Source organism: Streptomyces sp. AMJ-169, assembly GCF_055597585.1.
Genome location: NZ_JBVLTJ010000009.1, coordinates 281,983 through 294,244 on the forward strand (window position 1 = coordinate 281,983; position 12,262 = coordinate 294,244).

Consider the following 12,262-nt stretch of genomic DNA (forward strand, 5'->3'; position numbering starts at 1 on the left):
TCAGGCCTCCGCCGCGCGCACCTGCTCCGGCGTCGGTGCCGTGCCGCCGAGGTGGGCCGGCATCCACCAGGTGTCCGTCGCGTCCTTCGGGCGGACCGGGTAGGCGCGCTGGGCGGCCTCCAGGAGCTCCTGGACGCGCTCGCGCAGCTGGCGGGTGAGGGCGCCCGCGTACTTGTCGCGGGAGGCCTCGATGGCCTCGCCCACGCGGATCGTGATCGGGATGTGGCTGCGCTTGAAGTTGCGGGGGTGGCCCTTGGTCCACAGGCGCTGGGTGCCCCAGACGGCCATGGGGATCAGGGGGACGTTCGCCTCCTGGGCGAGACGGGCGGCGCCGGACTTGAAGCTCTTCAGGGTGAAGGACGGGGAGATCGTCGCCTCGGGGAAGACGCCGACGACCTCACCGGAGCGCAGCGACTCCAGGGCGTGCTGGTAGGCGATCTCGCCCTGCTTGCGGTCCACGGGGATGTGCTTCATGTTGCGCATCAGCGGGCCGGAGACCTTGTGCCGGAACACGGACTCCTTCGCCATGAAACGTACGAGACGTTTCTGCGGGAGCGCCGCCAGGCCGTCGAAGATGAAGTCGAGATAGCTGATGTGATTGCTCACCAGCACCGCCCCGCCCGCGCGCGGAATGTTCTCCGAGCCCCGACAGTCGATCTTGAGGTCCCAGACCTTGAACAAGGTCTTCGCGAGACCGACGGCGGGACGGTACACAAGCTCTGCCATGGGTGAGGCGGGCCCTTCCTTCTGCCGGCCGGGGAAAGCCAAGGAAAGGGACTCCCGACGGGCAAGTTACGCAGCCGTAGGTTTACGGCTTTCGCAGATCGTGCCCCAAGAACGAGCCATGGGCCAGTCCTCGTGCCCGGCGGCGGCGAGATCCTCGTCACGTCCGCGCAATGAACCACCTCGGGTTTTGGCCCGTGCTTTACCCGGCGCGCACCGTCGCCCGCCTGACCAGCAGGTACAGCTCGCAGCCCAGGCAGTACCCGAAGGCGGCGTTCAGAAAAGCGGCGGCGAGTGCGAGTCCCGTCGCCGTGAGCCCCAGCCACTGCACCCCGAGTCCATAACCGGCCAGCCCCACCCCCGCGAACAGCAGCCCCACGACCTGAGCGAACCGCGGCGGCTCCGGCGCCTCGAACGAGGTGGGCGGCCCGAGCCGGGGCCGCACCACGCGCGCGTAGAGCACGCCATAGGGCGAGCGGGCCACACCCCCGGCCGCGCCCAGCGTGAACGCCAGGGTCTGCCAGGCGAGCACCCAAGGGCTGCCGGTGATCAGTACGACCGCCAGGACGGCGGTCGTGACGGCCGCGCCGAACCGCGGCCCACGTGCGTCGATGTCCATGAATCCAGCATTCCGCAAAGGAACTTCCCAGGGGAGGCGGGAATCTTTGCGGTCTCGTGAACGCTTGGACCGAGGATGACCGGACTCATGGTGTGCGTGGCGGTGCTCGCGGCGGCGAGCGCCTTCGGAGTGCTGCAACGGCGGCGGAGCGGGAGGGTACGCGTGCGCGTGCGGGATGACGCAAAACGGCTCGACGCGGATCGGCTGGGCGGCGAGCTCGGCGAACGGGCCACCCTGGTGCAGTTCTCCAGCGCCTTCTGCGCCCCCTGCCGGGCGACCAGGCGCGTCCTCGGCGAGGTCGCCGAGATGGTGCCCGGCGTCACCCACGTCGAGATAGACGCCGAACAGCACCTGGACCTCGTCCGCGAACTGGACATCCTCAAGACGCCGACGGTCCTGGTCCTCGACGCCGCCGGCCAGGTCGTACGGCGGGCCGTCGGCCAGCCGCGCAAGGCGGACGTCATCGCCGCGCTGGGGGAGGCGGTGTGAGCGGGCGTCGGTTCCTGACCGGGCGGCAGTTTCCAGATCCCGGGACGCTCTTGACTGGACATGCCACCTCTCGTCAGCCTGACGTCATGCCTGAAGATCCCCTTCTCTGCGGGCGCCCCCACGTCGACCTGGCCCGGAGCACCGCGAGCACCCGCTGTCCGGCCCGCTGAGCCCCCCGGACCCGCTCGTCACCCCTCCCCGAAGGACACCCTCCATGACGGCCTCGACCGACCTCGGCAGCGTCCCGTCCACCTCCGTCGACCTCTTCCGCTCCGTCTTCAGGCGGCACGCCGCCGGAGTCGCCGTGATCACCGCGCCCGGCGAGCACGGCCCCGCGGGCTTCACCGCGACCTCCCTGGTCTCCGTCTCCGCCGAGCCCCCGATGCTCTCCTTCGGCATCGGCACCGGCGCCTCCAGCTGGCCCGTCGTCTCCCGCGCGGCGCACGTCGGCGTCCACATACTCGGCGAGCACCAGCAGGAGCTGGCCGCCACCTTCGCGCGCAGCGGCGCCGACCGCTTCGGCGCCCCGACCGCCTGGCACGAGGGCCCGCACGGGGTGCCCGTCCTGGACGACGTGCTCGCCTGGGTGGTGTGCAAGGTCCACGCGCGCGTGCCCGCGGGGGACCACCGGATCGTCCTCGCGGAGGTCGTCGCCGGTGACCCCACGCGCGCGGGGCGTCCGCTGCTGTACCACCAGGGCCGGTTCAACGCGCTGCGCGACTGAAACCTTTCGCCGCGCCGCTGCGGGACGGCAGCGCTCCGGTTACGCTGCGTTGCACAGGTCACAGTCCAAAGCGCTTGCTTAGCCGGGGCCGCCGGGGTGTACTGGTCAGTAATATTTCGGCGGGTGCGCAGGCGGCCCCGGACCGGGAGCAGCCACTGGTGGGCGCCTATGCTGCCTGCTGGAAGGCAGCCGAGAACTGACGATGCAGTAGGAGAGCCGGCGTGAGCTTGAGGATCGTTGTCACTGTGAAGTACGTGCCCGACGCCACTGGCGACCGGCACTTCGCCGATGACCTGACCGTCGACCGGGACGACGTGGACGGTCTGCTCTCCGAACTCGACGAGTACGCGGTGGAACAGGCCCTCCAGATCTCCGAGAACTCCGACGACGACGTGGAGATCACCGTCCTCACCGTCGGCCCCGAGGACGCCAAGGACGCGCTGCGCAAGGCCCTTTCGATGGGCGCCGACAAGGCGATCCACGTCGAGGACGACGACCTGCACGGCACCGACGCCATCGGCACCTCCCTGGTCCTGGCCAAGGCCGTCGAGAAGGCCGGCTACGACCTGGTCATCTCCGGCATGGCCTCCACCGACGGCGGCGCCGGCGTCGTCCCCGCCCTGCTCGCCGAGCGCCTCGGCGTCCCGCAGGTCACGCTGCTCTCCCAGATCGCCGTCGAGGACGGCAAGGTCACCGGCCGCCGGGACGGCGACGCCGCCTCCGAGCAGCTGGAGGCCTCCCTCCCGGCGGTCGTGTCGGTCACCGACCAGTCCGGCGAGGCCCGTTACCCGTCCTTCAAGGGCATCATGGCCGCCAAGAAGAAGCCGGTCACCTCCTGGGACCTGTCCGACCTCGACATCGAGGCGGAGGAGGTCGGCCTGGACGGCGCCTACACGGCCGTCGAGTCCGCGACCGAGCGCCCGGCCCGCACGGCCGGCACGATCGTCAAGGACGAGGGCGAGGGCGGCAAGCAGCTCGCCGAGTTCCTCGCGGGCCAGAAGTTCATCTAGGCCCCGTCTCGCCGACCGCCCCTCAACTTCGTTTCGCAGGAGAGCAATCCCATGGCTGAAGTCCTCGTCTACGTCGACCACGTGGACGGCGCCGTCCGCAAGCCCACCCTCGAACTGCTGACCCTGGCCCGCCGCGTCGGCGAGCCCGTCGCCGTCGCGCTCGGCGCCGGCGCCGCCGACACCGCCGCCGTCCTCGCCGAGCACGGCGCGGTGCGCGTGCTGACGCACGACGCCGCCGAGTACGCCGACTACCTGGTCGTCCCCAAGGTCGACGCCCTCCAGGCCGCCTACGACGCCGTCTCCCCGGCCGCCGTGCTGGTCCCCTCCTCCGCCGAGGGCAAGGAGATCGCCGCCCGCCTGGCGCTGCGCATCGGCTCCGGCATCATCACCGACGCCGTCGACCTGGAGGCCGGCGACGAGGGTCCGGTCGCGACCCAGTCGGTGTTCGCCGCGTCGTACACCACCAAGTCCCGTGCCGCCAAGGGCATCCCGGTCATCACCGTCAAGCCGAACTCCGCCGCCGTCGAGGCCGCCCCGGCCGCCGGTGCGGTCGAGGCCCTCGCGGTGACGTTCTCCGCGCAGGCGACCGGCACGAAGGTCACCGGCCGCACCCCGCGCGAGTCGACGGGCCGCCCGGAGCTGACCGAGGCCGCGATCGTCGTCTCCGGCGGCCGCGGCGTCAACGGCGCCGAGAACTTCGGCATCATCGAGGCCCTGGCCGACAGCCTGGGCGCCGCCGTGGGCGCCTCCCGCGCGGCGGTCGACGCCGGCTGGTACCCGCACACCAACCAGGTCGGCCAGACCGGCAAGTCGGTCTCGCCGCAGCTGTACATCGCCAACGGCATCTCCGGAGCGATCCAGCACCGCGCGGGCATGCAGACGTCCAAGACGATCGTCGCGGTCAACAAGGACGCCGAGGCCCCGATCTTCGAGCTGGTCGACTACGGCGTCGTCGGCGACCTCTTCGACGTCGTCCCGCAGCTCACCGAGGAGATCAACGCCCGCAAGGGCTGATCGTCCCTCCCAGGGCGTACGAGGCCCCCGCGACCGGCACCGGTCGCGGGGGCCTTCGCCGTCGCTAGACGAACTCCACGCTCGCGCACACCGGCAGATGGTCGCTCGGGAACTGACCCCCGCGCGCATAGGTGTCCACCCACGCCCTGCGCACGCTCACCCCAGGGGTGGCCAGCACCCAGTCGATCCGCGGCCCGCCCCGGACCAGCGGACGGTAGTTGTGGAACGTCCCGTACGCGGGCCCGCGCGCGGGAGCGCTGTCCCAGGTGTCGACGAGCCCCGAGCCCAGGAGCGTGTCGTACACCTCGTTGTCATGCGCGACGACGTTGAAGTCCCCGGTCAGCACGGCGGGCAGCGGCAGCCCGCCCATACGCGCGGCGATCAGCTCGGCGGCCCGCGCGCGGGCGTGCTGGCTGCGGTGGTCCAGGTGCGTGTTGAGGACGTAGAACTCCCGCCGCACGCCCACCCGGTCCCGGAACCGCACCCAGGTCACCATCCGCACGAAGGCGGCGCCCCAGGTGTTCGAGGTGAGGACGTCCGGGGTGTCGGACAGCGCGAACGTGCCGTGCTCCAGCGCGATCAGCCGCCGGGTGTCGTAGTACACCGCCAGCGACTCGTCGCCCGTCCGCCCTTCGAGCCCCGTCCCGATCCACGCGTAGTCCGGCCCCAGGTCCCCCGCGATGTCCAGGACCTGCCGGTAGACGCCCTCCTGGGTGCCTACGACGTCCGGGGCGCCCCGGCGCAGCAGTTCGCGGGTCACCGGGCGGCGGTCGGCCCAGCTGCCGGGCTCCTCGCCGCTCGCGAAACGGAGGTTGAAGGTCATCACGGTCAGGGGGGCGTCCGGCCGGGGACGCGCGCCCGGCCCGAGGCGCGTGAGGCGGTCGCCGTGCGCCTCGGAGGCGGAGACCGTGCCCAGCAGGGGGACCGCCAGGGCCGCCGCGACGGCCGTACGCAGGCTTGCTCGCCGTGTCACCGGCCGGGTGCCCGTCATGCGCCTCCCCCGTCGCCCCGGGCCAGGATGGAGGAGCGGGCCGTCGTGGGGAAGAGGGCGGCGGGGAAGCGGGGGTGAACAGGTGTGAACCGATGCGGGGGCGTGAACCGATGAGGGGGTGAGGGAGGGCGGGACCGGTCTCTGGACCGGGTGTTGACCGGCGGGGCGATCCGTTGTTGGCTGCCAGTTGCGGATCAAGGATTCCGTACAGCGGAAAATGGGAGGTTGCGGTATGGGTGGAGGCCAGCAGGAGCCGGTCGTGACGAGCCTCGCGGGCGCCGTCGGCGAGGAGATCGGCGCCGCTCTCGCCCCGGTCGACGCGGAACTCGCGCGCCGCTACCCGGGCGACCCCGGCACCCGCCAGCCCGTGCACACCGTCTACGTCCCCGGCGACGCCTTCACCGCCGGCACGGTCCGCGAGTGGGGCGACCAGGCGCTCGCCGCCCTCGACGAACACGCCCCGGACGCCGCGTCCTTCGCCGCCGTCCTGGGCCTCGACGGCGACCTGGCGGAGGCGGTCCACGCGCGCGTGCGGGCCAAGCTGGAGCGCGAGCCGATCGAAGACCTCCGCGTCGACTTCGAGGACGGCTACGGCCCCCGCACCCCCGCCGAGGAGGACCAGGACGCCGCCCGCGCCGCGCGGCTGACCGGCGAGGCCTACGCGCGCGGGAGCGCCGCCCCGTACATGGGCATCCGCATGAAGTGCATGGAGGCCGCCGTACGCGACCGGGGCATCCGGACCCTCGACATCTTCCTCAGCGGGCTCATGGAAGGCGGCGGGCTGCCGGACGGGCTGGCGCTGACGCTGCCGAAGGTCACCTATCCCGAGCAGGTCACCGCCATGGTGCGGCTGCTGGAGGCCTTCGAGAAGACCCGGGGGCTCACCCCCGGGCGGATCGGCTTCGAGATCCAGATCGAGACCAGCCAGGCCATCCTCGGCCCCGACGGCACCGCCACGGTCGCCCGGCTCATCGACGCCGCCGAGGGCCGCGCCACGGGGCTGCACTACGGCACCTTCGACTACAGCGCCTCCCTGGGCGTCTCCGCCGCCCACCAGGCCAGCGACCACCCGGCCGCCGACCACGCCAAGGCCGTCATGCAGGTCGCCGCCGCCGGGACCGGCGTACGCGTCTCGGACGGCTCGACGAACGTCCTGCCCGTCGGGCCGTCCGAGAAGGTCCACGCGGCCTGGCGGCTGCACTACGGGCTCACCCGGCGCGCCCTGGCCCGCGCCTACTACCAGGGCTGGGACATGCACCCGGGGCATCTGCCGACCCGGTACGCGGCCGTCTTCGCCTTCTACCGGGAGGGCTTCGAGGCCGCCGCCGACCGGCTCTCCCGCTATGTGAACCGGGCCGGCGGCGACGTCATGGACGAGCCCGCCACCGCCAAGGCGCTCGGCGGCTACCTGCTGCGCGGCCTCGACTGCGGCGCCCTCGACCCGGCCGAGGTCACCGCGGCCACCGGGCTCGGCAGGGCCGATCTGGAGGGGTTCGCGAGGCCTCGGCGGGCCGTCTGACGGGGTGTCCGGCGGGGCGTCTGAGAGGGGCGTCCGGAAGGCCGTCAGGGAGGCCGTCCGGAAGGTTGTCCGGGAGGGGCTTACTCGCCGCTGCCGTAGGGGCGCGTGATGATCTCCATCGCGTGCCCGCCCGGGTCCAGGAAGTACAGGCCCCGGCCGCCGTCGTTGCGGTTGATCCGGTTGGGGTGGGTGAGGGTCGGCGTGTCGTAGTACGTGATCTTCGCGTCCTCGATCTTGGCCAGGGCCGCGTCGAACTCCTCCTCCGAGATGAGGAAGGCGTAGTGCTGGCACACGATGGACTCGGCCGGGACGGTCAGAAAGTCCAGGGTGACGCCGTTCGCCGTGGCCACCGGCACGAACGGACCGAAATCCGCCCCGACTTCGAGACCGAGGATCCCGGCGAGGAACTCCGCCGACTCGTGTTTGTCGGGGGACAGGATGATGGTGTGATTCAACTCGACGGACATGAGGGATGCCTCCCGTAGGGCAATCTCACGGACACCTCCATGCCGCACCGGAACGGTGGCCGACACGCGATGCCGTACTCCCGACCCTATCCCCGCCCCGGCGCTTCCTCCCGCCCCGGGTGATCCCCGGCGAAGCGTTCCAGCCCCGACGCCGTGACCAGGCCCTCCCGGGCGAACAGCCTGGTACCCCGCTCGCACAGGGCCGCGTCCGCCCGCGCGCGGGCACAGAACTCCTCCGGAGTGACCCCGAACAACAGCCGCAACTCGGCCGAATCACGCAGCAGTTCGGACAGGAGAAGGTACTGGCCGGGATGTGTGCGCGGGGCGCCGGTGCCGTCGCGCAGGACACCGTGCCGATTGACATAGAGGTAACTCCCCGCCAGCCTCTCGCCGTTCGGCAGCACAACAGGCACCGCGCTCTCCGGCAGCCATACGCGCGCGTAGTTCCCGTCCGGCACAGGAGCGCCCTCGCTGGCGTCGACCACGGCCAGTTGACGGTCGTCCAGCCAGATCACGAACAACTCCCGTACGGCACCCGGGGCGTCGACCGGGGACGCGGAGACGTACCCCATGCGGCTGACGTGCGCCGAGACGCCGATGTCGAGGCCGGTGACCGTCGCCTTGACCATCGGGACGGGGGAAGTGATCCCCGACTCGGTCATCTTGTGCCGGAGCTGGGCGGGGGAGGCGTTGGAGCCGACGGCGAGGACCGGGGTGCGGCCGGGGTGGGTGAACCGGTCCAGCGGGCGCAGCAGGTCGCCGTCCAGAAGGGCCGAGGCGGGGGGCCAGGCGCCCGGATAGAGGAGGGGGTGGTCCCTGGGGGCCCGGTCGAGGCCCAGGGCCGTGAGAGGGGTTCCTGGCGGCGCCGCCGTCACGCGCGCCTCACCGCGCCGGAGGGAGTTCGCCGGAGCCGCGGGTGATCAGCCGGGTGGGGATCTCGATGCGCTCCGGGGCGAGGGGTGAGCCGTCCAGCTGCTGGAAGAGGCGTTCGGCGGCGGTGCGGCCGATCGCGGCGGGGTCCTGGGCGACGACGGTCACGCCCGGCTTGAGGAGGTCGGCGAGTTCGAGGTCGTCGAAGCCGACGAGGGCGACCGGACGGGGCTGTTCGGACAGGACCCGGATGACGGTGACCATGACCCGGTTGTTGCCCGCGAAGACGGCCGTCACCGGGCTGTCGCCGGTCAGCATCCGCTCGGCCTCGCCGCGCACCCGGTCCGCGCCCGTCGCGCCCAGGGACACCCAGGAGTCCTCGACGTCTGTCCCCGCCCCGGCCATGGCCGCGCGGTAGCCGCGCAGCCGCTCGGCGGCCGTGTGGATGCGCGGCATGTCACCGATGAAGCCGATCCTGCGGTGCCCGTGCGCGATGAGGTGGGCCACGCCCTCGCGGGCGCCCCCGAAGTTGTCCGACAGGACGCAGTCCGCGTCGATCCGGCCGGCCGGACGGTCCACGAAGACCACCGCGACGCCCGCCTTGATCTCCGGCTCCAGATACCGGTGGTCGTCCCCCGCCGGGATCACCACGAGCCCGTCCACGCGCCGCGCGCACAACGCCAGCGCCAGCTCCTGCTCACGGTCGGGGTCCTCGGCGCTGGAGCCGTTGATGAGCAGCGCCCCGTGCGCGCGGGCGACCTCCTCGACCGCGCGGCTGAGGGGGCCGTAGAACGGGTCGGCGAGGTCCTCCAGGACCAGCCCGACGCTCGCCGTGCGGCCCTTGCGCAGCACGCGCGCGCTGTCGTTGCGGCGGAAGCCCAGCGCCTCGATGGCCTCCTGGACGCGCCGCTCGGTCTCCGTCGTCACCCCGGGCTCGCTGTTGACCACGCGGGAGACGGTCTTCAGGCCGACTCCCGCGCGCGCGGCGACGTCCTTCATCGTGGGACGGTTGCCGTACCGCGCGGTGGCGGCCCGGTCGGTGCGGCGATGCGTCTCGGGCACGGTGCGGTGTCCTGTTCAGGTCGGCCATAGGGGCGCGATGTCCTGGTTCGCCTGGCTCGCGCGACCCCTGAGGATGTGGCATCGAGCATAGAGCCTGGACAACGTTGTCAGACTCGGGGGAGACTGTCCGACACCATCTCCCGGCCCGCGCCCCCCACCGCCGGCCGGGCGGCCCGATTCCTGGTTGACGGGGAGAACCGAGACTTTGATGCACACCGACCTCGTGGCCGCGCTCGACATCGGCGGCACCAAGATCGCCGGAGCGCTGGTGGACGGCGACGGCACGATCCTGGTCCGCGCCCAGCGCCCGACCCCCGCGCAGGAGGACGGCGAGTCCGTCATGGGCGCCGTCGAGGCGGTGCTGGGGGAGCTGACCGCGTCCGGACTGTGGCCCCGCGCGCGGCACGTCGGCATCGGCAGCGCGGGCCCCGTGGACGCCTCCGCGGGCACGGTCAGCCCGGTCAACGTGCCCGGCTGGCGCGACTTCCCGCTCGTCGCGCGCGTCCGCGCGGCCACCGGCGACCTGCCCGTCGAGCTGATCGGCGACGGCGTCGCCATCACCGCCGCCGAACACTGGCAGGGGGCGGCGCGCGGCCACGACAACGCGCTGTGCATGGTCGTCTCGACCGGGGTGGGCGGGGGACTGGTCCTCAACGGCCGGCTGCACCCAGGGCCCACCGGCAACGCGGGCCACATCGGGCACATCTCCGTCGACCTCGACGGCGACGAGTGCCCGTGCGGCGCGCGCGGCTGCGTGGAGCGCATCGCCAGCGGGCCCAACATCGCGCGGCGCGCCCTGGAGAACGGCTGGCTGCCCGGGCCCGACGGCGATCTGACCGCCGCCGCGGTGGCCGCCTCCGCGCGCGCGGGTGACCCGGTCGCGCTCGCCTCCTTCGACCGGGCCGCGCGGGCGCTCGCGGCCGGGATCGCCGCGACCGCGACGCTGGTGGAGATAGACATCGCCGTCATCGGCGGGGGCGTCGCCAAGTCGGGTGACGTGCTGTTCGCGCCGCTGCGCAGGCATCTCGGCGCGTACGCCACGCTGTCGTTCGTGCGGCGGCTGTCGGTCGTGCCGGCGCAGATGGGGACGGACGCGGGGCTCGTGGGGGCGGCTGCGGCGGCTCTGGCGGTGGGGGGAGCTGTGGCGGGGGTGTAGGGGGTGTTGGTCCGGCTGGGGGCGCTGTGGGGGCGTGAAGCGTTTCTTGGGTGCGCGGCGGGTTTCTGCGGTGCGCGGCGGCCCGGAGTGCGAGGGGGCGCGCGGGGGGCCGGGTGCGCAGGGGGCGTGCGGCGGTGCCGGGGTGCGGATGCGCGGGCGTCGCCGGGGCGTGCGGCTCGCGGTGCGCTCCTTCTCGCGTGACCTCCGGCGGGTGCCGGGCGTTGAAGCGAGCATGAAGAAGCGCAGCATGCTCGCCATCGCCTCTCTGGCCACCGGGTTCGTCGTCGCCGCGATCACCCCGTCGCACGGGCAGGACCACGACTCTCACCGCGACCTGGGCCTGGGGGACACGCTCAGCGCGCTGGACCACACGGTCGCCGACGACGGCAGCCTCGCCATCGACGACAACGCGCTCGGGCAGAACGGCTGACCCGGCCGGGCGGCGGGGCGGGGCGCCGGTGCCCGAGGGCCGGCGCCCTTTCGCTTTCACCCGACCCTCATCCGGAACTGGTTTCCGTGGCAGGGTGACGGGCAAGCCTCAGGAGGTCAACGGAAGAGGGGGAAACGTGACCGTCGTCTGGATCAACGGCGCGTTCGGTGCGGGGAAGACGACCACCGCACGGGAACTGAACGAACTGATCCCGAACAGCACGCTCTTCGACCCCGAGATCGTCGGCGGGGCGCTGACCCAACTCCTTCCGGCCAAACAGCTCGCCGAAGCCGACGACCTCCAGGACCTGCCGATCTGGCGCCGCCTCGTGATCGACACGGCCGCCGCGCTGCTCGGTGAAGTGGGCGGCACGCTGGTCATCCCCATGACGCTGCTGCGCCAGGAGTACCGCGACGAGATCTTCGGCGGCCTCGCCGCCCGCCGGATCGCCGTACGGCACATCCTCCTCGCCCCGGCTGAAACGATACTGCGAGAGCGCATCGCGTCCCGCCCCGCGCCCCCCGACGGCGAGATGCGCCCCCGGCAGTGGGCGTACGACCAGATCGAGCCCTACCGCGCGGCGCTCGCCTCCTGGCTGACCGCAGACGCCCACCTCATCGACACCGGCGCCCTCAGCCCCTACGAGGCCGCCCTGCGCATCGCCGAGGCCGTCGGGGACGGGGCCGTACCCGTCTGCGACATCGTCCAGACGCCCGAGCCGACCGCCGAGACCCTCGCCTCCGGGGTCCTGCTGTTCGACGAGCACGACCGGGTCCTTCTGGTGGACCCGACGTACAAACCCGGCTGGGAGTTCCCCGGGGGAGTCGTCGAACCCGGCGAGGCACCCGCGCGCGCGGGCGTGCGCGAGGTGGCCGAGGAGACCGGCGTCCTCCTGGACCACCTCCCCCGCCTCCTGGTCGTCGACTGGGAGCCACCCCACCAGCCCCGCTACGGCGGCCTGCGCCTCCTCTTCGACGGCGGGCGCCTCGACGCGGACACCATCGCCCGCGTCTCCCTCCCCGGCCCCGAACTGCGCGCCTGGCGCTTCGTCACGGAACAGGAAGCCGCCGAACTCCTGCCCCCGGTCCGCTACGAACGCCTGAGGTGGGCCCTGCGGGCCCGGGAGCGGGGGGTGGCGCTTTATCTGGAGGCGGGGGTGCCGGTGGGGTGAGAGGGGCGGTTACGGGG

14 protein-coding genes are annotated in these 12,262 nt (G+C 72.7%); 8 read left to right on the forward strand and 6 right to left on the reverse strand.

The features are described from left to right. Together ACYUD3_RS23560 and ACYUD3_RS23565 are read right to left on the reverse strand one after the other, a co-directional pair. Window positions 1-726 carry a lysophospholipid acyltransferase family protein gene (locus ACYUD3_RS23560; protein WP_470972998.1) on the reverse strand — a complete coding sequence of 242 codons (726 nt, stop codon included), beginning with the start codon at window positions 724-726 and terminating at the stop codon, window positions 1-3. Between the two features lie 199 nt (window positions 727-925). After that, entirely contained in the window at window positions 926-1,342 is a 417-nt protein-coding gene (locus ACYUD3_RS23565) for a DUF4395 domain-containing protein (protein ID WP_470973000.1), read from the reverse strand. A 75-nt stretch (window positions 1,343-1,417) separates the two neighbouring features. Between ACYUD3_RS23565 and ACYUD3_RS23570 the strand changes: the two genes are divergently transcribed. From ACYUD3_RS23570 to ACYUD3_RS23585, 4 genes are all read left to right on the forward strand, one after another. Next, on the forward strand, window positions 1,418-1,831 hold the full coding sequence (locus ACYUD3_RS23570; protein ID WP_470973002.1) for a thioredoxin family protein: 414 nt from the start codon (window positions 1,418-1,420) through the stop codon (window positions 1,829-1,831). Between the two features lie 214 nt (window positions 1,832-2,045). Continuing rightward, window positions 2,046-2,555, forward strand: coding sequence for a flavin reductase family protein (locus tag ACYUD3_RS23575; protein WP_470973004.1), 510 nt, complete (start codon window positions 2,046-2,048; stop codon window positions 2,553-2,555). Window positions 2,556-2,776: 221 nt separating this feature from the next. Continuing rightward, the gene (locus ACYUD3_RS23580) at window positions 2,777-3,565 is read left to right on the forward strand and encodes an electron transfer flavoprotein subunit beta/FixA family protein (protein ID WP_470973006.1); all 789 of its coding nucleotides are present in this window, start codon (window positions 2,777-2,779) and stop codon (window positions 3,563-3,565) included. Window positions 3,566-3,616: 51 nt separating this feature from the next. Next, window positions 3,617-4,579 carry an electron transfer flavoprotein subunit alpha/FixB family protein gene (locus ACYUD3_RS23585; protein ID WP_470973008.1) on the forward strand — a complete coding sequence of 321 codons (963 nt, stop codon included), beginning with the start codon at window positions 3,617-3,619 and terminating at the stop codon, window positions 4,577-4,579. Between the two features lie 64 nt (window positions 4,580-4,643). Here the strand turns inward: ACYUD3_RS23585 and ACYUD3_RS23590 are convergent, their stop codons facing one another. Next, window positions 4,644-5,570 carry an endonuclease/exonuclease/phosphatase family protein gene (locus ACYUD3_RS23590; RefSeq protein WP_470973010.1) on the reverse strand — a complete coding sequence of 309 codons (927 nt, stop codon included), beginning with the start codon at window positions 5,568-5,570 and terminating at the stop codon, window positions 4,644-4,646. A 232-nt stretch (window positions 5,571-5,802) separates the two neighbouring features. On the opposite strand from ACYUD3_RS23590, the gene ACYUD3_RS23595 reads away from it, so the two are divergent. Further along, the gene (locus ACYUD3_RS23595) at window positions 5,803-7,089 is read left to right on the forward strand and encodes a DUF6986 family protein (protein ID WP_470973012.1); all 1,287 of its coding nucleotides are present in this window, start codon (window positions 5,803-5,805) and stop codon (window positions 7,087-7,089) included. Window positions 7,090-7,169: 80 nt separating this feature from the next. On the opposite strand, the gene ACYUD3_RS23600 is transcribed toward ACYUD3_RS23595, so the two are convergent. From ACYUD3_RS23600 to ACYUD3_RS23610, 3 genes are all read right to left on the reverse strand, one after another. After that, window positions 7,170-7,556 (reverse strand): VOC family protein, encoded by a 387-nt coding sequence (locus ACYUD3_RS23600; RefSeq protein ID WP_470973014.1) that lies wholly within the window; start codon window positions 7,554-7,556, stop codon window positions 7,170-7,172. Between the two features lie 86 nt (window positions 7,557-7,642). Then, window positions 7,643-8,431 carry a hypothetical protein gene (locus ACYUD3_RS23605; RefSeq protein WP_470973016.1) on the reverse strand — a complete coding sequence of 263 codons (789 nt, stop codon included), beginning with the start codon at window positions 8,429-8,431 and terminating at the stop codon, window positions 7,643-7,645. Between the two features lie 7 nt (window positions 8,432-8,438). After that, a complete protein-coding gene (locus ACYUD3_RS23610) occupies window positions 8,439-9,488 on the reverse strand; it encodes a LacI family DNA-binding transcriptional regulator (protein WP_470973018.1) in 1,050 nt (349 codons plus the stop codon). A 208-nt stretch (window positions 9,489-9,696) separates the two neighbouring features. Here ACYUD3_RS23610 and ACYUD3_RS23615 point away from each other — a divergent pair, with 208 nt between their 5' ends. The 3 genes from ACYUD3_RS23615 (at window position 9,697) to ACYUD3_RS23625 (ending at window position 12,245) form a co-directional block, all read left to right on the forward strand. After that, window positions 9,697-10,644 carry an ROK family protein gene (locus ACYUD3_RS23615; RefSeq protein ID WP_470973020.1) on the forward strand — a complete coding sequence of 316 codons (948 nt, stop codon included), beginning with the start codon at window positions 9,697-9,699 and terminating at the stop codon, window positions 10,642-10,644. Between the two features lie 232 nt (window positions 10,645-10,876). Then, window positions 10,877-11,074 (forward strand): hypothetical protein, encoded by a 198-nt coding sequence (locus ACYUD3_RS23620; RefSeq protein ID WP_470973022.1) that lies wholly within the window; start codon window positions 10,877-10,879, stop codon window positions 11,072-11,074. Between the two features lie 136 nt (window positions 11,075-11,210). Next, window positions 11,211-12,245, forward strand: a complete 1,035-nt coding sequence (locus ACYUD3_RS23625; protein ID WP_470973024.1) for an NUDIX hydrolase — start codon at window positions 11,211-11,213, stop codon at window positions 12,243-12,245. Window positions 12,246-12,262 lie beyond the last annotated feature (17 nt).

Coding starts and splice junctions, on each gene's coding strand:
- ACYUD3_RS23565 (WP_470973000.1), bottom strand. CDS start 1,342: ATGGACATCGACGCACGTGGGCCGCGGTTCGGCGCGGCCGTCACGACC.
- ACYUD3_RS23600 (WP_470973014.1), bottom strand. CDS start 7,556: ATGTCCGTCGAGTTGAATCACACCATCATCCTGTCCCCCGACAAACAC.
- ACYUD3_RS23560 (WP_470972998.1), bottom strand. CDS start 726: ATGGCAGAGCTTGTGTACCGTCCCGCCGTCGGTCTCGCGAAGACCTTG.
- ACYUD3_RS23615 (WP_470973020.1), top strand. CDS start 9,697: ATGCACACCGACCTCGTGGCCGCGCTCGACATCGGCGGCACCAAGATC.
- ACYUD3_RS23570 (WP_470973002.1), top strand. CDS start 1,418: ATGACCGGACTCATGGTGTGCGTGGCGGTGCTCGCGGCGGCGAGCGCC.
- ACYUD3_RS23585 (WP_470973008.1), top strand. CDS start 3,617: ATGGCTGAAGTCCTCGTCTACGTCGACCACGTGGACGGCGCCGTCCGC.
- ACYUD3_RS23590 (WP_470973010.1), bottom strand. CDS start 5,570: ATGACGGGCACCCGGCCGGTGACACGGCGAGCAAGCCTGCGTACGGCC.
- ACYUD3_RS23595 (WP_470973012.1), top strand. CDS start 5,803: ATGGGTGGAGGCCAGCAGGAGCCGGTCGTGACGAGCCTCGCGGGCGCC.
- ACYUD3_RS23620 (WP_470973022.1), top strand. CDS start 10,877: ATGAAGAAGCGCAGCATGCTCGCCATCGCCTCTCTGGCCACCGGGTTC.
- ACYUD3_RS23575 (WP_470973004.1), top strand. CDS start 2,046: ATGACGGCCTCGACCGACCTCGGCAGCGTCCCGTCCACCTCCGTCGAC.